Origin of the sequence: Pseudoalteromonas lipolytica, assembly GCF_001306915.1 — a bacterium.
In the GTDB taxonomy this organism is placed as follows: domain Bacteria; phylum Pseudomonadota; class Gammaproteobacteria; order Enterobacterales; family Alteromonadaceae; genus Pseudoalteromonas; species Pseudoalteromonas simplex.
Genome location: NZ_LJTC01000002.1, coordinates 601,437 through 624,903, shown reverse-complemented (window position 1 = coordinate 624,903; position 23,467 = coordinate 601,437). Strand labels below are relative to the sequence as shown.

Here is a 23,467-nt window from a genome sequence, read left to right as displayed (position 1 = left end):
GTCTCTATTAAGATACTGGATTAGAACTATTGTCGGTTACATTTATTAATTTAGTTAAAAAATACTGTTATAAAGCATTAAACTTTGTTAGCTTTCTGAAGGTGTTATCACTGAGATAATTGTGGATGAAGAAAAAGTTAGCCATGTTATTGCTGGGGTTATCTAGTTTTAATGCCTCAGCCTCTGAAAACTTTAGTGATCATGAGATGTTTTGTGAGCGGCAATCGCAAATTAGTTGTCTAGATTACATTAATCAGCAGCTTGCCAGCAGCGAGATTGGCTCTGCGCGTTGGTATGAGATTAAATCGTATCAGTTAGATTACTTCTACGACAAAATGGAATTTCAAGCTTTAAAGGAAAGCGCTGAGCCTTTTATTACAAGTGAAGAATTGCCAGTCGTCTTTCAAGTACAAGTTTACTTTTATTACGCAAAATCAACACACTATTTAGGTGACTCAGAAACTGGTCATAAATATGCGACGAAAGCGTTTGAAAAGCTACAAGCTATTTTTGATTCGTTTGGTAATCCGATGCGTATGGTCGAACTGGCCAATTTGCAATTTGTGTTTGGTAATAAAGAAACAGCGTTGCAAATTCTTGATAGGGCAGAGCGCCGTTTTGGCAAAAGCAAAGACCCCATTTTTCATTTTGAATTAGCGTCGAATAAAGCGAATGTTTTTCATTCATTAGGGGATATAGATGGTGCACTTGTAAACCGACAAATTGCAGCTGATTGGATTTTAAAAACTAATCATAATCGTAAGATTTCTGTAGCATTAGGTAACTTAGCCCGTACTCATCAACTTCTTGCTGATTATGTGAAAGCTGATCATGTTTATGTGCAGTCACTCAAATTCATGGACACGGACTCAGATCGCAACGCAGTTGCTATTTATAAATTACGCCTTGCTGAAATCAATTGGCAAGCTGGCAAGCCAGCACAGGCTTTAAAGTGGTTTAAACAAGTGCATAAAGAAGACATTCGTCAATCACATGCGAAACTTTATGCACATCTTAGTAATGTGCTTTAGATAGTGTAAAAACACCCAGATTTTTCATCTTCACCTGGCGCTAAAATTTGTAGATGGGTTGAATCGCCTTGCTCCATCAAAGGTTTCATAGTTTTATCAAACTGCTTAGCGGCATGTTCAATTAACTTTGCTTGCTGCTCTAGCGCTTTAAAATCGGCATCATGAGCAGCCATCAGTTTATTGAGCTCTGTAGCCAACTTATCTTGCTCTTTTAATAAGCTTTTATTAATTCGCAGGTGATTCTCGTTTTCAATAATAGCTTTTTCGGCGATCGCTTCTATTTGCTCAGAGTACTCAGTCACTTGTTGTTCTATGTTGCTAATTGGTTGCTCTAGCGCTTCTAGTTTTACTTGCTCATGTTTAAGCTCTAGGTATGCAGCAATCTGTTCGTTATTGAGGGTAATTTCGCTCACCTTTTTACAGTCTTTAAAAGTGATAACGCGATAATCACCTTGGTCGTTCGCTGTACTGGCATTAGAGAGGCCGATACAAGCGGTAGTGGCAGCAATTAAGAGTGCGCTTGCGCTGATGCGTACTAAATTCATAATGATATCCTACAGGGTTATGTTATTTAGTTAGTCGTCGCAAGTATGAAAAAGGTTGTTTAAGTTTTAAATTTATATCCCACACCATAAATTGACTCAATGTAATGACTATTAGGGTCGGCTTGTGTCAGCTTTTTACGCAAGTTTTTAATGTGTGAATCAATACTACGCTCGTAGCTCTCAAAGTACTTCCCTTGGGTCATGGTTAATAAATCTTGGCGTGAAAAAACCTTATTGGGTGAGGCAATTAATATTTTTAATAAGCTAAATTCATTAATTGTTAGTTTTAGCTCTGCATTATTTACCAGTACTTTGTATTCGCTCGGATCAACAATAATATTGCCCGCTTTGAGCGTATTTGGTGCGGTAGTTGGCATTCGGCGGCGCTTTAAAATAGCCTTTACACGTGCCATTAACTCTTTTGGTTTAAATGGTTTAGTAACATAGTCATCGGCACCGACATCAAAACCAATTAAGTGGTCAATTTCTTCAACCCGTGCCGTAAGCATAATAATAGGCACATCACTGTATTGTCTTATCTTGCTACACAGCTCGATGCCGTTAGTGCCTGGCAACATGATATCGAGAATAATGAGGTCAGGGTTTAGCTCATTAACAGCATCCAGTGCGCAGGTACCATCGTGAATTAAGCTTGTTTTAAACCCTTCAAGATATAAATACTTTTCTATTAATTCGGCAATTTTAACTTCGTCTTCAATAACGAGAATATGCTGTTTTGCTATGGTTTCTGACATATTATTACGCCTCTGCAAGCGGGAGTTTTAACGTTATACACAGACCGCCTAAACGGCTTTTAGTTGCATCTATGCTTCCATGGTGAGCTTCAATAATTGTTTGGCAAATCGCCAAGCCTAGGCCAAAACCGCCGGTTTTTCTGTTGCGAGAGCTATCGGTGCGATATAAACGATCAAACAGTTTTTCAAGGGCTTCATCGGGGACACCGGGGCCAGAATCTTCTATCGACAAAAATACATGATGCTTAGACACGGTTAAATCTAACCAGACTTTTTGCTGTTCATCGGTATAGCGTAAATTATTTTCTAAAATGTTTTGTAGTACTTGTGTAATACGATTCTGATCAGCCAAAATTATTACGGGTTGCTCAGATAAGGTGGCATTGAGGGTGATGTTTTTTGATTGAAATTTAAAGGCATATTTATGCGCTTGTAAAGTTACTAAGGTATTAAAATCAATCTCTTCCATCTGGTAGTTGAAGCTGTATCTGTCAAGTGTGCTGACTTTATGTAAGTCGTTCACAAGTCGACTTAACAGCGCCACTTCTTCTTGTAGTGAACTTATCGCTTTTTGGTTGGGTTCGATAATGCCATCGTTAATTGCTTCAAGTTCGCCCTCTAAAATAGTTAAAGGCGTACGCAGTTCATGAGAAATATCCATAATCCATTGACTTTGCTGCGATTCAAAACGCCTAAGCTCTGTAGCAATACGGTTGAAATCTTCCGCTAAGGTGGCGAATTCATCACTACTATTTACTGTAATTTTGGTCTCAAACTTGCGCTCAGCAAGGGCTTTTGCGCCTTCTTTTAGTTGTGAAATAGGATTAGTAAAATGACGTGCGAGTAAGTAACTAAACAATAAAGCAATTAATAAACCAATCCCCGCTGTCCACAAACTGATATTAATTTGTGTATTAAGGTAATGCTGAGTAAGCGCGCTGACATGGTTACCGTTAGCATGCAACTGCAGCACTGCAACAACGGCACCATTGTGAGTGATTTCTTGCTCGTTCACGACCTCAGTATCGGTATTGCCTGCAATCAATATTTTGCCTTTTGCATCAAGCAAGCTGAGGCGTTTTTCAAAAGGCATAAAGTCATCAGCCATCGGTTTATTGCGAGGTGGTGGCATTCCCTCATTTTGCATGTGCTTTTGAGGGGGGCCTTCTAGTGAAAAAGGTCTGGGCTCTCTTGGTTTTGGTCTGTTCGGCGAAAACAATAAACGGCTTGAGTGAAAATTGCGGTTAATTAGCTCATACCACAGAGCTTTAGAATCGATAAACATACCAATCGAACCCGTTTGCTGGTACTGCTGGCTAATTTCAGTGGCTATAAGGTTAAATGCTTCGTTGTCTATATCCTCAAATACATTATTGAGCATACGCTTATTAGTTATTGCATTAAGACTAAACATGGTCAGTACCAGCAGTAACGTAATAATAAGATTGGTAATTAAGAGTTTGTGAATTAACTTCATAGGTATCATAGTAAAATGTAATAGCCAAAATTGAATATACTATAAATGTCTATTTTTTGGCATGTGCATCCTAATCACTCTATAAAAGCACCACTTTTTCTACACAAAGTCTCTACATTTGTTCTTTATACTCGACGCTAATTATTCAAGTTAACGAAGGGGCACTAGGTGACTTTAAAACCTGAACTATATACTCGTAGGAAAATGCTAAAAACATTAGGGGTTTCTCTTGCTACTGTGCCTATGTTGGCATTTTTAGGCTGTAACTCAGACACAATATCGTCAACGGACACAACCTCAGGCACCGACACATCAACGGGCACAGGCACCAGCACTGATACAGGCGATACAACAACCACGAACGACAGTGAATATGTATCGGGCACAACAGCGCTTATTACTGATGACTTTCCGGATGACAGTTTTTTTGAAACATCCACCGCATGTGTGTTAGCACTAACTAAAGCAACAACAGAAGGCCCCTGTTACTTCCAAGCTGATTCAGACGAAGATATTTCGGATGGCTTAACCGGTTTGCCTATGATGCTTTGTTTACAGTTAATTGATAGTGACTGTAACCCACTAGCAAATTACGAAATATCGGTTTGGCACTGTGATACCCGCGGTATTTACTCGGGTGATACAAGTAGTAGTTCTGATAGCTCACGTTTTGCGGGTGATTTCTGTACTGATGGCGATACCGAAGCTGAGGGAAGCACCTGGTACCGAGGTTCATTGATCACAGATAGTAGTGGTCGTGTGAACTTTAAAACGCATTTTCCAGGTTGGTATTCGGGGCGAACTATTCATATTCATTTTAAAGTGTCGAACAACAATAACGACTATGTAATTAGTCAGTTTTGTTTTACAGATGCGTTCGCTAAAGAAATTTGTACTACTCACAGCGAGTACAAATCACGAGGTGAACAAGATACAACCCTTGCTAGCAACGATAATGTGTTTGGTAGTGATTATGAGCAGTTTATTTTAAACACAGCACAAAATAGCGATGGCACTTTATTGGCGTATCACACTATTCAAATTAGTTAATTTATTCATTTATCATTGTAGGTTAGGGCGTGTTAGCAATTACTGCTTTCACGCCCTATTTTTTAAAAGCTATAAGTGATGTTACCGTAAACAAAACGACCATCTAAACTGTATGGCGTAAATGCACTGTAGGTAAAAATTTGATTGAAATCACTATAACCGATATTGCTTACAGTATCTTGAGGGTACTGATCAAATAGGTTATTAGCGCCTAATGCAAATTTCCACTGCTCATCGGGACGATAAGCTACCTCTAAGTCAGTGATCCATTTAGCATCAATAATTTCATCACCTTCAGGCGTACTTGAAGTGTCAACGACTTCGCCATAACGGGTTGCACGTAATGTCGTTTGGAAGTTTTTATAATCCCATGTTGCAGATAGGTTCCACTTATCAGCAGGAGTGCCTTCTTCAAAGCGAGTGATTTCACGACGTGCGAAGTATTGATAATTATCACCTAGTGCTTCAAGTTCTTCAGGGTTTTCTTTAACGTGTGTGACTTCTGTGTCGTTAAAGTTAACCGCAGCACTTAAGCGTAAATCACCATAGTTTTCTAAACCTAATGAGTAGGTAGCTACAATATCAACACCTTGCGTACGTGAATCAATAGCGTTTGTAAAATATCGAACGCTTTGAGTGTTTTGTTCACCAGCTGCAGCTAGAATCGCTTCAACTTCGGGGCCACTTAAGTTTTCAGACAATACGATACGGTCGTCAATTTCAATGCGATATGCGTCAAGCGTCAGGCTAAAACCGCCTTGCGTAAAGATAAAACCCGCCGTCATATTAACTGATTCTTCAGCATCAAGTTTGCGTGCCCCTAGAGCTTGGGCTGCAGGTTCATCAACTGGGAATAAACCGACCTCACTTGGAATACCGTTTTCAAATACAGTACTTACTGATTTATAAGAAGTTTGTGCAAGTGAAGGCGCTCTAAAACCTGTGCTAATTGCACCGCGTAACGACAATGACTCGTTAATGCTGTAGCGCGTAGCTAGTTTAGAGGTAAAAGTGCTGCCAAAATCGCTGTAATCTTCAAAACGACCAGCCAACACTAGATTCCAATCTGTTGTTAGGTAAGTATCAAACTCAGCAAATACCGCAATGTTATGGCGGCTTTCGTTAGTTGCACTTTCTGGAGAGAAACCAGCTAACACTTGTGCGCCACCAGCAGCAACAGGGTTGCCATCGTCATCCAATACGGTGATGTATGAAGCCTCTTCACCTGCTTTGATTTGATAATTTTCGTGACGATACTCAGCGCCCACGGTAACAAACACATCATCAGGTAAGCCAAGGTCAAGAGTATTGCTGGCATCCATGTTAATTAAGTATTGCTCATAAACAAGGGCGCCGTTATCAAATTCAGTTGGGCTGCTAACACCCATCGACGTATTTAAGCTATTACTGACCCCTAAGCCGAAATCGTTGCGACCATAATTGGTACTTACATCCCATGCCCAGTCATTGGTTTCGCCGTTAACACCGATCGCAAATGAATAGTCATCAACATCCGTATCTATTTCAGGTAAGAAGCCGTTAGGGTATACTTCGGTTAAGTTACGAGAGTCTTTGGCACGGCGATAAAAGCCTGCCGAATTACCTTTACGGTTTGAGTAACTAGCAAACGAGTAAAGTGATAGTGAGTTATCAAACTCGTAACCTAGATTATAAAAAAGTGCATAGTCTTCGATATCGGCTTTACCAAAACGATGATTGTAACGGTCGAAATCAAATTCACGTGAGTCTAGGTTGCCATTTTCATCACGACTGTATTGCTCGCGTTGATCAATTCCCGAGCGGTTTGTTGGCTCGTTATTGCGAGATTCAATAGAGATGTTTATAAAGCCGCTATCACTTAAAGCAAAACCGGCATTCGCACTTGCTGTTCGCGAAATACCATCGTTTAATTTACGATCACTGCCTTTTGCAAAGCTCAAGTTACCATCGTTATCAGCACTTGTGCTTAGTAGTTGCGGCGAGCCAGCCATTTGCGTGTCGTATTCACCGTAAGTGTAGCTAACGCTACCGCCCTCATCAGCGTCTTTTAGTACAATATTGATCACGCCAGCAATGGCATCAGAGCCATATTGTGCTGCAGCACCATCGCGAAGAATCTCAACGCGCTTAATAGCTGAAGTAGGAATATTGTTTAAATCAACGGCCGTCGAGCCACGACCCACTGTGCCACCTAAATTTAATAGTGCACCTGCATGGCGACGTTTACCGTTTACTAATACCAGAGTGTGATCAGGAGCAAGGCCACGTAAAACGGCTGGTTTTGCATGATCAGTACCATCGGCAAGAGTGGCGCTAGGGTAATTAAAACTTGGTAACTGTGAAGCAAGTACTTGGCTAATTTCAAGCTGACCAGTACTTGCTAAGTCGCGGCTTGTTAGTAGATCAACTGGCACTGTACTTTCAGAAAGGCTACGTAAACTCCTACGTGTGCCTGTAACAGAGATAACCTCAATATCTTTTGCTGTATCTTCTGTATTTTGCTCAGCAGCGATTGCAGTCGCTGATGCAGCTAACGTACTTGCGATTGCAAGTTGCAAAGGTAATTTTTTGAATAATGTCATTATTGTTCCCATCTGACTTATCTAACTGAATTTAGTCTATAATACGAAACGGGAACAAACAAATAACATTAAAATATAGTATATGTGTTACTTATAATTGTTGTTGAATTTATGTTTTTATTGTTGCTGATATGTTTACGCGCTAATGCTTATTTTATTTCTGCCCTCTGTTTTTGCTCGGTATAAAGCAGTATCTGCAGCGCAAATTAATGCTTCTGAAGTACGATATTGATTATTGAACTCGCAAGCAATTCCTTGGCTTACACTTATTCTAAAATCACTCGGTAATCCTATGTCAGTAAATGGCATGTTATTTATTTTTATTTGAATATGTTTAGCAATAGCGGCGGCTGTGTCTTTTTGACAACGGGGTAATATAATAGCAAATTCTTCACCGCCATAACGGGCTGCTAAACAATCGCGAGAAGGGAGTGACTCTGCGATTATACTTGCTACTTTTTGTAAGCATTTATCGCCTTTCACATGACCGAATCGGTCATTGAATAATTTAAAGTAATCAATGTCGATTAATATAGTGCTAATAGCCTGATTGGTTTGTACGCTTTCTTGCCAATGCTCTTTTAATGACTCTTCAAGGGTTAATCTATTTGCAAGGCCGGTTAAATGGTCAGTGGTAGCCTGTTTAATTAAGCGGTTATATTTTTCTTTGTGTGATGATAAATCGTGTAATACACAAATAAATAAATTTTCTGCAACGGCAATGTTTTTTGGCAGGCTCGATATACATAAATCCGCCTCAAGGGTTTTATTATCGACGCGGTTTATTTTAACTTCGTTTGGCCCAAGGCTTATCGGCGAGTCTTTATGGTCTAACCAACTAAGTAGGCTATACATGTATTTATCACGGTCGGTGTCGTGTAGGTAATGTAAAATGTTTTGCCCGATTAACGCTTCTTGGTTGTCACCTAAAAGCTGTGCTGCCATCGGGTTTGCAAATTCAAACGTGCCTTGGCCATTAATGATAAACACTCCTTCAGGAATGTTCTGAAACATTTGTGCAATCAGTGCAAGTTGCTCTGAATTGATAGACTGCGGTAGTGCGTTTTTCGCTTCTGGTTTTGCAGTGCTTGGTTTTTCATTTTTATTAGTAGACACGTTCGTTTCCTTTTTGCTGATGCAAACGATTTTGGTGTCTATAAAGTTACTTAAAAAAGTGCAAATTAACCTTCCGGTAATCTTCTGGTTTTAATTTGTTGTTTTATAATGTAAAAAAGCTCCTTGAAAGGAGCTTTTTATGAAGTTTTTTTAGTTTTAGTCTTCATTTTTTATTTGCGGGTCGGCACTTTCATAGCTTGTGCCATTGCACTCAACGATGAAAATCATACACGCAGTGCCGCTATTTTCATCAGTATCCGCTATTTCAATTGCTTGACCATCATTAGTGACTTTAAAGCTAAAGTCTTGCTCGCAATCACCTTCAAGGTTTGCAAATTTAGCACCTGTAAATTGAAAGCCAGCATCAACAGTTGCGTCATCAAGTGTATAAATACCTAGGCTGTTTCTTTCATTGACAGTACCGCCACCAGAAACTTGCTGACCGTCTTGGAAGTATGTGAATACAGCTTCATTTTCAGTGTTAAGTGTAACATTCACTGTAAAGTTGTAAGTTTGACTTTCGCTCATTGTTATTACCTTCTAGTTGTTTTTTATAGATCAAAGTTAGTAATACCTAACTCTATTAGTTTACTTTTAATTTTGTTGACTTCACTTTCCCTATTCAAACATGTGTAAGCTTGTATAAGGGGGTGAGTTATTCTTATGCTTTTACTGCGGTAGTGGTTTTCATTTATTGAATTAATGATATCTCGGCAAATAGAACTTTTAACTAGTTTATCTTTTGATAGTTTTGCTTTTATTAAACTTACTTTTATAAAATCAATGTTACTTTCTATTTTTTCTTTATTACTTTCTCTTTCCTTATAGTCAGTATTATTCTCAAGTTTTAGTAAGAGGATCTCTGCTTGGGAGAAGTTTTTTACGTTTATTAAGTAATTTATGATATTTAATTGGATTTCAATAATTTGAGATTTTTCAAAGCCATTGCTATCAGTGTAGTTAACTATTTCATCGATATTTGTTTTACTTTCTTCTGATAGCATTAATTGAAATGAAAGAGCCCTATAATATTTGCGTTTGAAATTTTCATTTTCAGGATCTTGTAAACGTGCTTTGTTTATTGCAAACAATGCTTTTTCTACTTTCCTATAAGCATCTTGTTTATCTGGAAAGTAACTTAAAAGATAGCTTTGTTGCATATAAATATTAAAAATGTCGCTAAGAAGACTGGCATCATCAGGTCTTATTTTTAGGACAGAATCTAATTGATTAATAGCTTGCTCAAGCATGGTCAATGCTTCGCTTAAATTTCCTAGCCTTTCTTCTGTGCTTGCAATCCAGCTAATGGTGTCTGTTTTATCGCGTAATAAATTTTTGTTATTAGGTTTAAGCTCAAGGGCTTGGTTTTTAAGTTTTAAAGACTCAGTAAAGCTTTGTTTTGCAAGTGCGTAATTAAACTGTTTTAAATACAGCGAGCCAAGTGAATTGTGTGAATAAGATAGCTCTACAATCGAGTTAAAGTCATTGGGTGCTAATGTGTACATTTTTTCACTGTACTCTTGGTAACGTTTTATCCAAGGCTCGGCGGCATTGTAGTCACTGCTATAAAAGTTTAATTGCCCAAGCCAGAAGGCATTGGCCCCTGCAAGCATTAAAACATCAAGGTTGTTGGGTTGAATTTTTAGTAATGATTCTAGGCGCGTTCGCGCATTTTCAAAGGCGGTGAAGGCTTCGTCGGTTTTGCCGCGCGAGTACGCCACTTCGCCCATGGCCTCTAAGGTTTGAGCGTATTGAAAACGGTTATTAAACTCGGCTTGTTTATCGCTAAAGTCAAACAACGAGGCCGCTTCTTCGTCTTGATTGGTAAAATACTCAAGGGCTTTATTGCTAATACCATCCAGTAAATCCATACGCTTAACGCTTCTCAGTTTATCGGCAAATTCACCGACCATAAAACCCAATAAACTCTCGGCCTCTTGGCGTTTTTGTTTTGCTATTTGTTCGGCGTGATAGCTGCGCACGCTCATAAATGTAGCAATAAAGGTTAAGCAAACAAGTGCAGCCGCCGTTATTTGTAACATGCGTTTTTTACGTTTGGCTTTGTTGTTAGAAGCTTTAATTAACGCTTGTTCGTCGCTCGATAAGCTAAACATCGGGTTTTTAACTAGGCTGTGTGCTTCTTGCAGCGGTTTGCCTTGCGCTAATAAAAAGTCGCTGTGTTTATGTTCAAGCAGCCAGCGCTCGGTGGCTAGTTGCACACGGCTTTGAATTGCTAAGCTTTGTTGGTGTTCTTGCACCCAATCTATGGCGCGTTGCCAATGGCGTAGCAGCGCTTCGTGGGCAAGGCTAAAACAGGCTTGCTCATTTTTAAGGTGCGACACAAACAAGCGGCTATCGACCATTGCTTGCACAAGCTTAGTTTGTGCGGGGTTTGTAAGCTCGTTCCAACGTGCAGCGCGGCTGGTGAGTGTTTCGCCGTCTGGGTTTAGCGTGATCAGCCTTGAAAGCACAACGGCAAGTTCAGTTTGTTGGTCTTTGGGTAATTGGCAAAATACCTGTTCGGCTTTTTGGCCGATGGCTCCTTCAATGGTGCCAAGCGCTTGGTATTCAGAAAACAATAATTCGTTGTCTGGGCTGCGCTGCAAGTAAAGCTGCTGCAAGGTGTATTGCAGCATCGGCAATGCATCAGGGTTATTGGCAGTATCGTTACAAAGTTGTTCATCAAGCGGTGTGTGATGCTCTGGGTGATGTTGCCAACTTAAGCCTGCTGCAAGTGCTGGCAAACGGATCATTTGCTTAAGCTCAGAGCGAGTTGGCGCTAATAAATCAAAGTGTGCGCCATTGGCTTTACCTGCCATTAAACTTGGTTGACTCACTACTTGCGGGTAAAAGTCATTACGACAGGCACTAAAAATGATCATGCAGCCACTTGTTGCTAAGCGCTCAATAAGTGCTAACAGCTGGTTGCGCTCGTCATCGCTAAATAAAGGCGATGACAATAGCACTTCGAGCCTGTCGATAAATAAAAATAAATAGGGCGTAGTGCGCTCTGCATTTAGCGCTGCAAGTGCTGCTTTACAGCGAGAAATAACATGTTCTGGGTCTTTTAATAACAATTCAGCCAACGCATTGGCGCTTATATCGCTAAGTACAGGTGCGTCGTTTATTTCTAAATCGAGCAAGGTTGAGGCTAAATCAAGCAGTAAGCGCTCTTTGCTGACATCGGCAAAGTCGAGTTGGCAGTAACTATGTACTCTAATGCCATCGTAGCCATTACTCGACATTAAAGCGGGCAATACACCTGCGTTAACTAACGACGATTTACCTGAACCACTGGCTCCCAAAATTAAGCAAAATGCGCGACCAAACTCTATTTGAGCCGATACCCGCTGTAGCAAAGTGGCAATTTGTTTGTTACGACCAAAAAACACATCGGCTTGCTCTGGTGCAAATGCACTTAAGCCAACAAAGGGCGAATCACCTTGCCAACTGGTTTGGCTGGCTTTTTGTTCTTCGTTGAGTGGAAAGTTGATTTCGGCAATAACCCGATAACCGCGTTTACGAATGGTTTCTATGTAATGCGGATCGCTTGCTTTATCATCAAAGGCTTTACGTAATTGGGTGATCACTTTATGTAGGGGGTTGTCACCGAGCGCCACATTTGGCCAGCAGTGGCTGATAATTTCTTCACTTGTTAGTAGCTCACCTTGTTTTTCGCAAAGCAGCAGTAATACATCCATCGCCTTGGGTTCAAGATGCTTTGTTTGTTCACCGCGTCTGATTGAATTAGTAGCCGGAGTAACTTGCCATTCGCCAACGAAAAACAGCGCCGTATTCATAGTGTTATCTTCATTGTTATTGTTAGAAACGCAGTCCGATTGGACCGATTTTATATTAGATTACGGGATACTTTGATTAATACAATATTATGAGATCAACAGCAAGCGCCTTGCCTTTTCTGACATTAAAAAATCATATTGATGTCGTGTATATAAAACTTTTTGTAAAGTTTGTTTGACTTTTTGTGTTGCTAGGTTAATCTTTAGTCAAGTTTACTTTACTTTTAAGGTGAGAATAATGAATCAAACAGGATTAACCTTTAAACAACGTAATAAGCAGAACACGCTAAACCTCGCTAAATGGACATCAGCATGGGTGATTACATTAGCAATTGCCTCATTTGGGCCGCATTTTTTATGGCAAGAGCAGGCTATTTTTAGTGTTGTAGCAATCTTAATTAATGTAGTAGTTGGCATCATGATGATTTTATCGAACAAACGACAACTTCAAGGAATGGATGAGCTGCAGCAGCGTATGCACCTTAATGCAATGGCCATTACCTTGGGTGCAAGCTTGGTATTTGGTTTAGCTTACTCGGTGGTGCAATCAAGTGGTTTAATAAGCTTTAAAGAAGATATATCGCACCTCGTGCTCTTTATGGGCTTAACCTATTTGGTGAGTCTTTTAATGATGAATAAGCAGTTAAACGACGAGGGCGAAGAATGAAAAACCGCTTGAAAGTGCTTCGTGCTGAGCACAACTATACCCAAGCGAAACTCGCAGAGCTTTTGGATGTGTCTAGGCAAACTATTAATGCGATAGAAAAAGGTAAATTTGACCCAAGTTTGCCACTAGCATTTAAAGCCGCGCGTTTATTCAACCTGAGTATCGAAGAGATATTTCAGGATGAGTAAGTCTGATAGCCTTCAGCCTTCAGCTATCAGACTGAGAGCTTAAGGCTTACAGCTTTGTCTTTTCATCTGCATCGCACTTAACGACCACATTAAAAAGCCACCTAAGAATAATGCCGCCGAAACATAGCCTGTTTGACTAGGGAGTGCGCCTTCGGCAATAGCCATGCCGCCAAGCCAAGGGCCAATCGCATTAGCTGTATTAAACGCACACTGCACCAGCGCACCAATCATGGCATGCCCTTGTGGTGATACATCCATTAATAGCGATTGGATCACGGTACCTAAACCAACACTAAAACCAATAAAGAAAATCACCGCGTATAACAGCCAAATATTATGGCTTGCGCTTACATAACTGGCTGCAAATACTACAGCACCAATTAGCGCAGCCCCTGTGGTTTTCAGCGGTGAGTGGTCGGCGGCTTTACCTAATAGGTAGTTACCTAAAGTACAACCAATACCAAACATGATCATAGCAATAGAGATAGTGTAAGCAGGGGTATGGGTGACTTCTAAAATAGTGTCGGCAATGTAAGTGTAAACACAAAATACACCACCAAAACCAATAATGATGATACCTAGAATGGTCCATACGAGCTTGTTCTTTAATACACTTAACTCATCGAGAATCGATGTTGGCGCGGTATTTTTTACGTTAGGTACGTATTTCACAATCAATACCAAGGCAACTAACGCAAGTACAGCGGTGCCTGCCAAACAATAACGCCAGCTAAAGTTTTGCCCCACTAAGGTGACCATGGGCACACCAACGATAGTGGCAATGGTTAAACCCATAAACACTTTTGACATAAAGCTTGCGCGTTTATCGGCAGGGGCGATGTCGGCAGCCAATAAAATAGCAGCGGCGAAGTAGGCACCGTGTGGTAAACCACTTAAAAAGCGAAATAAAATAAGTTGCTCAAGCGAGTTTGCAAAAGCACTTAAGCCATTGAATAAAAACATCATACTGACAAACATCAACAGTGCATTGCGCTTACGCATGTTGGCGGTTGTGATCATAAATAGCGGTGCACCGACGACGACGCCTATCGCGTAAGCGCTGATGGCATAACCACTTTGCGCTGGCGTAGACGAAAATGTTTCGCTGATCAGGGGCAACATTGGCATCATAGAAAATTCTGATAGGCCTAAAATGAATGTGCCTAAAGCCAATACTATCAGAATGGTAAACGTGCTTGCGTTGCCTTGGGAGTTGGCTACGTTAGTCATGTAATTCCTTTAAAATAAATTTAAAAACAAAATAGATTTTTGATAATTGAAAGTGCCAGTAACAAATACTTTGTTCTGGAGTAGAGATGTGTGCCCAGCGCTATTGTAATACAAATTAATGGGGTTGATACAGTACTTTTTGGAACGTTCTATATTTGTTTGCTATAAGAAAATAACCTGAACTTCTTAAGTCTTTGCTGTTCAAAATAAATACAGAGAAAAAGCCAACTATACTTGGTGAATTAAATTGGTTTAAAGGAGAGTGTAATGAAAAAGATATTTGCTTGTATCGACGGTTCATGCATGACCGATGCGGTGACAGAAGCGGCTATTTGGATTTCTAAGCGCTCCAGCCATCCAATTAATTTTCTGCATGCTTTAGAGCCACCTTTGCCGCAGGGCAGTGATGATTTAACCGCAATTATTGGTTTAGGTTCGCAAACTTCATTGTTAGAGCAATTGGCAAAACTTGAACAAGAGCGCAACAAAGTAGCGTCGCAGCATGGTCAATTATTGCTAGATGAAGCAATGAAAAAAGCTGAGCATGCAGGCTTAAACGAGATTGAGCAACAGCAGCTTTCAATGAGTCTTGTTGATGCTTTACTTGAGTCAGGTGCATACCCCGGTTGCGATTGTGCCGCCGCAATTTCATGAGCCTACAAACTTTATGCTGGCTTATGATGGCAGCGAAAGTACCGACAAAGCGATTACACAAATTATCAAAGGCGGTATTTTATCCGGCTTAGATTGCCACTTGGTGATGGTTGATAAACAAGACGGTCACAGCCAAGACAAACTCGATACTGCCTCAGCAAGGTTGGCTGAAAACGGCTTTAATGTGAGAGCGCGTATGCTCGATGGCGATGTTTACCAAGCGCTGTGGCGATATAAAAGTGACCACGCCGTTGACTTAATGGTGATGGGCGCATTTGGTCACTCTAAATGGCGGCAGTTCTTTTTAGGCAGCACGACCTTAAAAATGCTTGAAGATAGCCGTTGATTTTAAAAGAGTTATGAACACGCAATCTTCTCGCCCTGGTTTTTTATTTTCCAAAATTGCTGCAGCACTTAGCTGTGTTTTAAGTATTTCTGCCTTTGCTGATGATTCTATTGAAGTGATAGAAGTACAAGGTCATGCCCAAAATAACCATCAACTAGTTGGCTCTGCAGATGCGTTACTGAAAGATTTAGGTGTTGATTTTTCAGCAGCCGGAGGTGTGTCTAATTTGCCAGTAATGAACGGCATGATGGGCGATAGAGTTAAAGTTTTAGTCGATGGTGCTGATGTCACAGCAGCGTGTGCTAACCAAATGAACCCGCCACTCTCTTATGTGTCGGCAAATCAAATTGCCTCTTACAGTGTTGTTGCTGGTGTATCACCGGTAAGCAGTGGCGGGGATAATATTGCCGGTGTTATTAGGGTAAATACGATTGCCCCTGAATTTAGTGATTCAGACTCAGTGAACTGGCGCGCAGGCTATGTTACCGCCCAGTACAAAAGCGTTAACGATAGCCAAGCATACGCGCTAGGTGCCAGCCTTGCGAGCAAACAGTTTAGCTTGTCTTACCAAGGCAGCTTTGAAGATGCTAACAGCTATGATGATGGGCATGGTGAGCGTGTACTTGATACCTTATATCGAGTGCAAAATCATGCCTTAACGGGTGCTGTTCGTGATGAGAAACAACAGCTTGTAGTTAAGCTGACGCATCAAAAAATTCCGTACCAAGGCTTTCCTAATCAATACATGGATATGACCGATAACACCAGTTATGGTTTCGTTGCTCAGTATCAACGTGAGCTTGAAAATGGTGATTTGCAGGTGCAAGTGAATGCGCATGATGTAAAACACGAAATGGGTTTTTTCAGTAATGAGAAAACCGGCATGATGCCAATGAATACCGATGCACAAGATTACAGTTATCAAGTTCATTGGCGCACTGATTTATCAAAACAGTCATCATTAATGCTAGGGCAAGAATATTACGGTTATCGAATTGATGATTGGTGGCCGGCGGTTGCAGGGTCAATGATGATGGGCCCAAATGAATACGTAAACATTAACGATGGCAAACGTGATCGCCTTGCGGCATTTGCTGAGTACCAAAACCAAGTAAACCAAGCATGGTGGGTGTCGGCAGGTGTTCGAGTTGAGCAAGTCACAACAGATACTGGCGAAGTGCAGGCTTATAACGAAGGTGGCATGAGCGGTATGGCTAATATGGGCTCAATGATGGGTATGTCAAAAACCGACGCCCAAGCTGCGATGGAATTTAACCAATTAGACCGTAAACGTGACGACACTTTAGTTGATATCAGCTTACTTGCTCGCTATCAATTATCGAACAACGATGAGCTACAATTTGGTTTAGCTCGTAAAAACCGCGCCCCTAATTTATATGAGCGTTATAGCTGGGGTGTAGGTACGATGGCAACCACCATGATTGGTTGGTTTGGTGATGGTAATGGTTATATTGGTAACCCAGATTTAGACGCCGAAACAGCTCATACGTTAAGCTCTAGCTACACCAAACTTGCCAAAGACGATAGCTGGCAAGTAACGGCAAATGTTTGGTACACGCAAGTAAATGATTATATTGATGCTGAAGTGACTAAGAGCTTTAATCGCACCGACATGGCGCATACCAAGCGTAATATTCTTACTTTTACGAACCTAGATGCCACTCTTTACGGTGCAAAACTGGCGGGCTTGGTAGAGCTTTACAACTCAAAGCAAGCAGGAAAATGGCAATTAAAAGGCTCACTAACCAGTACTCATGGTGAGCGTGATGATAGCAATGAAGACTTATATCAAATTATGCCACTGCACACTGAGCTGAGCCTAGAGCACGAATACAAAGGCTGGCAAAACGCACTGAGCTGGCAATGGGTTGATAGTAAAACTCATGTTGATGAGCGCCGTTTAGAAAACCAAACCGACAGTTATCAGTTACTGGCTATCTCAAGCCAGAAAACGTGGCAAAATTTAACCTTTAAGTTAGCAATTACCAACTTACTTGATGAATATTACCAACAGCCACTTGGCGGTGTAAGCATTGCTAATTACAAGCAAGATATGAGCAATGGCTTTGAGCAACTTGCCGGACAAGGCCGTTCGTATAATGCCAGTGTGAGTTATAGGTTTTAGGTTAGGGAGTTAGCGAGTTGCTAGAGTAAAGTTAGCAAGCTGCTAGGGTAAAGAGTGAAGAGAGCTGTCAGCTTTCAGATTAAAACCAGAGTTTCTAGTTACGAGAGTAAAGTTAGCGAGTCAGATCACGTGTCCGATATAAATGTTACATAAGCTGTCGTAGGCGTGGAATTTCTTTTGCGATAAAACCAATTGCACAAAGAGAAAAGAATGAGAAGACAATGCGGAAAAACAATAGATTACTTGTTGTTTTCCTCTAAAGCGCAGCGCCTCTTATCCTCTTTGTGAAAATAAATGTCTTTGACGTAGGCGTGAAATTTATTTCGCGTTAAAACAAATTGCACAAAGAGAAAAGAATGAGAAGGTAATGAGGGAAAACACTGGATTACTTGTTGTATTCTCTAAAGCACAGCGTCTCTTATCCTCTTTGTGAAAATAAATGTCTTTGACGTAGGCGTGAAATTTATTTCGCGTTAAAACAAATTGCACAAAGAGAAAAGAATGAGAAGGTAATGAGGGAAAACACTGGATTACTTGTTGTTTTCTCTAAAGCGCAGCGTCTCTAATCCTCTTTGTGAAAAAATGTCTTTGCCGTAGACGTGAAATTTATTTCGCGTTAAAACAAATTGCACAAAGAGAAACTAATGAGAAGAAAATGAGGAAGTAATATTAAAACTTTTTTTGTTTTTCTCTAAAGCGAAGCGTCTCTTATCCTCTTTGTGAATCATAGAAGTGTTGCGCGATATAAAATCGCGCCTACAATTTTACCCCTGACCGCTAGGTATTTTAATTTTCCTGCTCAGCTTCTTGCTGTGCTAATTTTTCGCGTTCTGCCTTTGAGATGTAGGCCGGTTTATTGCTTTTATGCAATTTTGCATTGGCACGCTTATCTTTTTGCTTAAGTTTAGTAAAGATCTTTTTTCTGCGGTTCATGAGTCTAACAAACGAATTAATAGGGTGAGTGGCTATTGTACCTTGTTGGTATTTTTAAGCGATCTATTTTGCTTTAATTAGAGATGTTATGTCGGCGTTATAAGCGTTACAATCAAGGCGACTTTCTAAAAACCTTCTTAAACTCTGGAGCTTATCTTGAAACATTCATTACTTGCTGCATTTTTATTAAGTGCTTTCTCTAGTCAGGCAACTGTGTCTGAGCAAAGTGAAAAGCTGGCTAGCTACGCGGTAGAGCAATATCAACAAGCGCAAATTCATACCTTAGAGAATTTAGTTTCGTATCCAACGGTAAATAAAGAAGGTCTAGCGACTCCTGATAACCCAGATTTTATTGGCTTTAAGTCGTTCTTAAAAATGAAAGCGGCGCAGTTTGGTTTTGATTATCAAGATTTAGGCTACACAGTGTTAATTGGCATGGGTAACCAAGCTGACAAAGTAACCATAGTAACCCATGGTGATGTGCAACCTGCAGATACCAGTAAATGGCAGCAAAGTCCTTTTAAAATGGATAAAACCTCTGAGCCAGGAAAGCTAATAGCTCGTGGTACAGAAGATGATAAAGGCGCAATTGCGACTGCACTGTATGCAATGAAGGCGATTAAAGACAAGGGTATTACCTTAAATAACCGTATTGAATTAATGGTTTACCTTGCAGAAGAGTCTGACTGGGCACCACTCGAAGAGTTCATGAAAACCTATCAGCAACCAAAATATGCTGTCACTATTGATGCTTCATACCCTGTGGTTGTTGCAGAAAAAGGCTGGAGCCTAATTGCGCCGACTTTCTCTGCGACCTCAGCACAAACAGGCTTATATGTCAGTGATTTAAAAGGCGGCGCCTTTGTTAGCCAAATCCCTGAAGATGCCAGCGTGTTAGTGCATAACGCTGATGTGGCGACAGTGGCTAAATTACACGACAATGTCGCTAAGCTTAAAAACGTCAAAGTGGCGATGACAGAGCAAGACAATGGCTTGTTAGTCCAAGTGAAGGGGATTTCAGCGCATTCATCTGAGCCAGAAGCGGGTGAAAATGCCATTGCGCACCTTGCAGAAATCTTTAAAGGTATTGATCTTGAGAACAATAGTGATGGTCAAGCCATTGAGTTTATCAATCAACTAATTGGCCTTGATTTATACGGCGCGCAATTCGGTGAAATTGGTTACAAGCATGACTTTATGGGCCCGATGACTGTTTCGCCTACCTTATTAAGCCGCGACGGTAACGACATTAAACTGTCGATTAATATGCGTCGTCCGGTAGGTAAACAAGAAGCGGTGCTTAAGCAGCAAATTAATGAAGCGCTTAGTGCTTGGCAAACCACTAATGGTGCTACGTTAAAAGACACTAAAGTTATTATTGGTACGCCAATGCTGTTAGATGGTGCACCTCATGCAGAAGCATTACTCGATATCTTTAAGCACTTTACCGGCGATAAGGACGCGGGCTTTGTGTCAATTGGTGGTGGCACAAATGCTAAGCTGTTTGATAATGCGGTGTCATTTGGTCCATCAATGCCAGGTAAAAAGTACACAGGTCACTCAGAGCATGAGTTTATTACTGAAGAGCAGTTAGCACTGAACTTAAAAATGTATACTGCAATGATGATGAAGCTAGGTAATATGTAATTCTATAAACTGAAAACGCCGCTTTATAGCGGCGTTTTTGTTTAAAACTGGTGACTCATTCCTATTTAGAATTGGGCAACAAACTTAAGGTTATAAAGTTCAGCAGAGCCGCTTTCAGTGTAATTCGCGGTTAAATAGTATTTATCATTAATAAAGTACTTACCTTGTAAAACGAGTTCAGAATCATCCAACCCTGCACCTATGGCATAGTGATCGCCGAAGTAGTAGCTGATCATGGCATTGCTTGCTGAATTATAAAGGCTGTCTTGATGGCCAACATCGACGGTAATGTAATGGCTACCGCTTAAATGATTAAAGTATCTGGCAGAGACATTCCAAACGTCGAGTTCATCATCTGTTTCTGCGCTAAAACCAAGGTAATCCTTATCGTTGATTTGGAGGTTATACTGCGCTTTCAAGCGGAAATAATCATCACCATAGCTACGCACATCCCTATTTACAGAGACTTTTAAGGCATCGGCAAATAAGTAGCCAAGTCCTAGCGTGTAATTGTCTAAATCCCTCACGTCCCTCATATCAGCTACAGCAAACCAGTTGTTAAAAAAATACTCGCCTGATAAACCAATATCGTTGTAATAGTCTCCTCCTGAGTAATTCACTCGAAAGTTTGTATCTGTATCTAGGTAACCATAATCATCGAGCACCCCCGAGCTTTGCTGCTCTTCAAAGTAGTAATGGCTTACTAATTGATAGCCATCAAAGTCATAATAGTCATTATTAATATGAGTGTATTCGATACTGTTGAACCATTGTTTACTTACTTGTTGTTCTGTGGCGATTGAGCAGTTTGAATAAGCAAGTGTTGCAAGAGCGATCGGGGCTAATTTTTTAATCATACATATCCTTGTTGTATTTGGTTTTGCTTTATAAAGATAATACAACGAGGCGGTAAAAAGAATGTAATAAAGTGTTGTGGGTCTGTTAGTTTGTGAAAAGGCCAAGCAGTGCTTGGCCTACAGAGATTAATTAAGCGTTGTGGTGAGTGATATTTCGGCATTCATCAGTTTAGAAATAGGGCAGCCTTGCTTGGTTTGCTCACAAAGTTGCTCAAACTTTTCGAGTGAGATTTCTTTTATCTTTGCGCTGACATCAAGTGCAATGTGGCTCACTTCGAAGCCGTCATCAACCTCATCAAGGCTCACTGTTGCTTTGGTCGTTATGTCGTCAGCGACAAAGCCTGCTTCAGTTAGTGCCAGCGATAGCGCCATGCTAAAACAGCTACTGTGTGCCGCTGCAACCAGTTCTTCAGGGTTAGTACCTGGCTTATCTTCAAAGCGAGTGTTAAAGCCAAATGGCTGTTTCTCAAGCGCGCCACTTTGACTAGAAATATAGCCTTTGCCAGATTTAATATCACCAGACCAACTCGTATGTGCAGATTTTTTAATTGTCATCGTCATCTCCTTTGTAAATTTTTTCGACGACCGTGAAAGGCTTTCAGGGTTTTGTGCCGAAAACGGTGAGTTCACGATATAAGTGCAACTTAAACGCCAATATTTCTTTTTGCCTCACGCTTGCAACGTTCTGAGCAGTATTTAACATGCTGCCAATCACGTTGCCATTTTTTACGCCACATAAATGGCCTGTCGCAAACGGGGCAGGTTTTGCTGGGTAAATTCAGCTTTTTATGAGCCATGGCGTTGTCTTTTAAGGCTTATCACATGCTTATTCAGTACGGCTTTTGTGCCACGTTTTACGTCATCACGTTCTCGAAATGACCATAACCGCTCACGTGCTTGTTTGGCTGCGTGTTCAATATCGACCATGGGCTCTGGGTAGTCTTCGCCTTGTTTAAAATTATTAAACAAGGCTTCCATTGGCGGTTGTTGCCATGGCTGGTGGAGATCTTCTTTGGGTAAGTTTTTAAGCTCAGGGCACCATGTTTTTATAAATATACCATCTGGGTCTTTGTCTTCAGATTGCTTTATTGGGTTATACAAACGAATGGTGTTAGTTCCTGTGACCGATGCTTGCATTTGGATTTGTGGGTAGTGAATACCCGGCTCAAAATCTAAAAAATAACGCGATAAAATAAAGCTGACTGATTGCCAATGAATGTTCATATGATGAGTCATAAAGCTGACTAGCATAGCGCGCATTCGAAAATTAATGTAACCCGTTGCTGCGAGGCAGCGCATGCACGCATCAATAATAGGAATACCTGTTTGACCTTGCTCAAAGCGCTTTAAGTGCTCTGCAACGAGTTCATCATCGCGATAGGGGTAGTGTAGGTAGCCCGCGTTTTGCGGTGCAAACTCCATGCTGCATTGAGTTTCGAACTTTTGCATAAAATGGCAATGCCAATGAAGCCTAGATTCAAAAGCATGTAATGAGCGACGCCAGCTTAAAGGCTGCTTTACTAAATAGTATTTTAGGGTTTGATAAACTTGTCTGAGGCTCAGGTTGCCAAAAGCTAAGTAAGGCGAAAGCCTAGAGCATGAACCTCTACTTTTGGAAGGACTTGAGATGCCACTTTGGTAGTTTTTTGCACGCTCTTCTACAAAGCTCTGTAGGCAAGCTCTAGCTGCATGAGGGCCATCATATTGAAACTGCGGGTCGTGCTTTAGAAAATCATTAACACAGGTCGCGGCTTGGTAATTATGAGGCAGCACTGCATTAAAGGCTTGCCAATTTGGCGTTACAAGACGTTGGTTCATCACGCCATGCCAATGTGCTTGCCAATCAAACTGTTTTGGCCGCGCTCGTTTTACACCTCCAGGTGGCGTTTCGTGCCATGGAATTGCTTTACTGTTTAGCCAGCGTGTGACCTGTTTATCTCGCTCAAATGTATTGTTTAGGCCTATTTCTTGATGACTATAAACCCCTGCAATATCAAAATCTTCACTGAGGGTTTCTAACAAGGTAATCATTTCTTGATTATAAATGGCGATTTCAGCGTTGTATTTTTCAAGTTGTTGGTTGATGTCTTTTAGTGACTGAGCAACAAAACGCCAGTGCCTTAAGCTGTAATGAGGGTCGTCGAGTAATAGAGGCTCAAAATTATAAATGAGTAAGCAAGGCAGGTCTGATGCAATCGCACTGGCAAGTGGTTGATGATCAGACAGTCTTAGGTCACGTTTGAACCAAACAAGATTTACTTTTTGTTTTTTTGAGTCTGCCATAAACGTGGAGTTGAAAAAGTGTTTTGCTCTTAATACGTAACAAGTTACAACTTCGATTAATTGCTACAACGATCCACAAAGTTTCCACATTTGTAGCATATTGCCCACACACTTTTGAATGATATTCAGATTATGCTTATGGTCAATTGAATGACATAAG

At 40.8% G+C, this 23,467-nt stretch carries 21 protein-coding genes; 8 read left to right on the top strand and 13 right to left on the bottom strand.

All coding sequences use genetic code 11. The annotated features are described in order from the left end of the window. Positions 1-125: 125 nt before the first annotated feature. Complete coding sequence (locus tag AOG27_RS04720; protein WP_054551828.1) at positions 126-1,031, top strand: tetratricopeptide repeat protein; 906 nt, start codon at positions 126-128, stop codon at positions 1,029-1,031. On the opposite strand, the gene AOG27_RS04715 is transcribed toward AOG27_RS04720, so the two are convergent. From AOG27_RS04715 to AOG27_RS04705, 3 genes are read right to left on the bottom strand one after another with little or no spacing between them, the layout of a single operon-like run. Next, positions 1,028-1,576, bottom strand: coding sequence for a hypothetical protein (locus AOG27_RS04715; protein WP_054551827.1), 549 nt, complete (start codon positions 1,574-1,576; stop codon positions 1,028-1,030). The two genes, AOG27_RS04720 and AOG27_RS04715, sit on opposite strands and share 4 nt — an antisense overlap. 59 nt (positions 1,577-1,635) lie before the next feature. Then, on the bottom strand, positions 1,636-2,331 hold the full coding sequence (locus AOG27_RS04710; protein WP_200909086.1) for a response regulator transcription factor: 696 nt from the start codon (positions 2,329-2,331) through the stop codon (positions 1,636-1,638). 4 nt (positions 2,332-2,335) lie between these two features. Then, on the bottom strand, positions 2,336-3,808 hold the full coding sequence (locus AOG27_RS04705) for an ATP-binding protein (protein WP_161804339.1): 1,473 nt from the start codon (positions 3,806-3,808) through the stop codon (positions 2,336-2,338). Between the two features lie 204 nt (positions 3,809-4,012). Between AOG27_RS04705 and AOG27_RS04700 the strand changes: the two genes are divergently transcribed. Further along, the gene (locus AOG27_RS04700; protein WP_200909085.1) at positions 4,013-4,858 is read left to right on the top strand and encodes an intradiol ring-cleavage dioxygenase; all 846 of its coding nucleotides are present in this window, start codon (positions 4,013-4,015) and stop codon (positions 4,856-4,858) included. A 62-nt stretch (positions 4,859-4,920) separates the two neighbouring features. On the opposite strand, the gene AOG27_RS04695 is transcribed toward AOG27_RS04700, so the two are convergent. The 4 genes from AOG27_RS04695 to AOG27_RS04680 form a co-directional block, all read right to left on the bottom strand. Further along, on the bottom strand, positions 4,921-7,440 hold the full coding sequence (locus AOG27_RS04695; protein ID WP_054551824.1) for a TonB-dependent receptor plug domain-containing protein: 2,520 nt from the start codon (positions 7,438-7,440) through the stop codon (positions 4,921-4,923). Positions 7,441-7,575: 135 nt separating this feature from the next. Next, complete coding sequence (locus AOG27_RS04690; protein ID WP_082389190.1) at positions 7,576-8,556, bottom strand: GGDEF domain-containing protein; 981 nt, start codon at positions 8,554-8,556, stop codon at positions 7,576-7,578. A gap of 156 nt (positions 8,557-8,712) precedes the next feature. Beyond that, the gene (locus AOG27_RS04685) at positions 8,713-9,084 is read right to left on the bottom strand and encodes a DP-EP family protein (RefSeq protein WP_054551823.1); all 372 of its coding nucleotides are present in this window, start codon (positions 9,082-9,084) and stop codon (positions 8,713-8,715) included. Positions 9,085-9,107: 23 nt separating this feature from the next. After that, positions 9,108-12,356 carry a winged helix-turn-helix domain-containing protein gene (locus AOG27_RS04680; protein WP_054551822.1) on the bottom strand — a complete coding sequence of 1,083 codons (3,249 nt, stop codon included), beginning with the start codon at positions 12,354-12,356 and terminating at the stop codon, positions 9,108-9,110. Positions 12,357-12,594: 238 nt separating this feature from the next. Here AOG27_RS04680 and AOG27_RS04675 point away from each other — a divergent pair, with 238 nt between their 5' ends. Both AOG27_RS04675 and AOG27_RS04670 read left to right on the top strand, forming a co-directional pair. Further along, a complete protein-coding gene (locus tag AOG27_RS04675; RefSeq protein ID WP_054551821.1) occupies positions 12,595-13,023 on the top strand; it encodes a hypothetical protein in 429 nt (142 codons plus the stop codon). Next, a complete protein-coding gene (locus AOG27_RS04670; protein ID WP_054551820.1) occupies positions 13,020-13,211 on the top strand; it encodes a helix-turn-helix transcriptional regulator in 192 nt (63 codons plus the stop codon). Before AOG27_RS04675 ends, AOG27_RS04670 begins: the two co-directional genes overlap by 4 nt. A gap of 39 nt (positions 13,212-13,250) precedes the next feature. Here the strand turns inward: AOG27_RS04670 and AOG27_RS04665 are convergent, their stop codons facing one another. After that, complete coding sequence (locus AOG27_RS04665; RefSeq protein WP_054551819.1) at positions 13,251-14,441, bottom strand: MFS transporter; 1,191 nt, start codon at positions 14,439-14,441, stop codon at positions 13,251-13,253. 267 nt (positions 14,442-14,708) lie between these two features. Here AOG27_RS04665 and AOG27_RS04660 point away from each other — a divergent pair, with 267 nt between their 5' ends. The 3 genes from AOG27_RS04660 to AOG27_RS04650 are packed head-to-tail and all read left to right on the top strand — an operon-like array spanning position 14,709 to position 17,587. Beyond that, positions 14,709-15,095, top strand: a complete 387-nt coding sequence (locus AOG27_RS04660; RefSeq protein WP_054551818.1) for a universal stress protein — start codon at positions 14,709-14,711, stop codon at positions 15,093-15,095. After that, on the top strand, positions 15,037-15,441 hold the full coding sequence (locus tag AOG27_RS04655; protein ID WP_082389189.1) for a universal stress protein: 405 nt from the start codon (positions 15,037-15,039) through the stop codon (positions 15,439-15,441). Before AOG27_RS04660 ends, AOG27_RS04655 begins: the two co-directional genes overlap by 59 nt. A 13-nt stretch (positions 15,442-15,454) precedes the next feature. After that, a complete protein-coding gene (locus AOG27_RS04650) occupies positions 15,455-17,587 on the top strand; it encodes a TonB-dependent receptor (RefSeq protein ID WP_054551816.1) in 2,133 nt (710 codons plus the stop codon). 786 nt (positions 17,588-18,373) lie between these two features. Here the strand turns inward: AOG27_RS04650 and AOG27_RS21170 are convergent. Next, a complete protein-coding gene (locus AOG27_RS21170; RefSeq protein ID WP_082389188.1) occupies positions 18,374-18,520 on the bottom strand; it encodes a DUF2986 domain-containing protein in 147 nt (48 codons plus the stop codon). Between the two features lie 156 nt (positions 18,521-18,676). Here AOG27_RS21170 and AOG27_RS04645 point away from each other — a divergent pair, with 156 nt between their 5' ends. Next, positions 18,677-20,167, top strand: a complete 1,491-nt coding sequence (locus AOG27_RS04645) for a dipeptidase (protein WP_054551815.1) — start codon at positions 18,677-18,679, stop codon at positions 20,165-20,167. A gap of 65 nt (positions 20,168-20,232) precedes the next feature. Here AOG27_RS04645 and AOG27_RS04640 read toward each other — a convergent pair whose 3' ends face one another. The 4 genes from AOG27_RS04640 to AOG27_RS04630 form a co-directional block, all read right to left on the bottom strand. Further along, positions 20,233-21,024, bottom strand: coding sequence for a putative porin (locus AOG27_RS04640; RefSeq protein WP_152967109.1), 792 nt, complete (start codon positions 21,022-21,024; stop codon positions 20,233-20,235). A gap of 126 nt (positions 21,025-21,150) precedes the next feature. Then, positions 21,151-21,579: an OsmC family protein gene (locus tag AOG27_RS04635; RefSeq protein ID WP_054551814.1), complete on the bottom strand. Its 429-nt coding sequence runs from the start codon at positions 21,577-21,579 to the stop codon at positions 21,151-21,153. A gap of 89 nt (positions 21,580-21,668) precedes the next feature. Beyond that, the gene (locus AOG27_RS21165; RefSeq protein WP_082389187.1) at positions 21,669-21,821 is read right to left on the bottom strand and encodes a DUF2256 domain-containing protein; all 153 of its coding nucleotides are present in this window, start codon (positions 21,819-21,821) and stop codon (positions 21,669-21,671) included. After that, on the bottom strand, positions 21,811-23,307 hold the full coding sequence (locus tag AOG27_RS04630) for a cryptochrome/deoxyribodipyrimidine photo-lyase family protein (protein WP_054551813.1): 1,497 nt from the start codon (positions 23,305-23,307) through the stop codon (positions 21,811-21,813). Before AOG27_RS04630 ends, AOG27_RS21165 begins: the two co-directional genes overlap by 11 nt. Positions 23,308-23,467 lie beyond the last annotated feature (160 nt).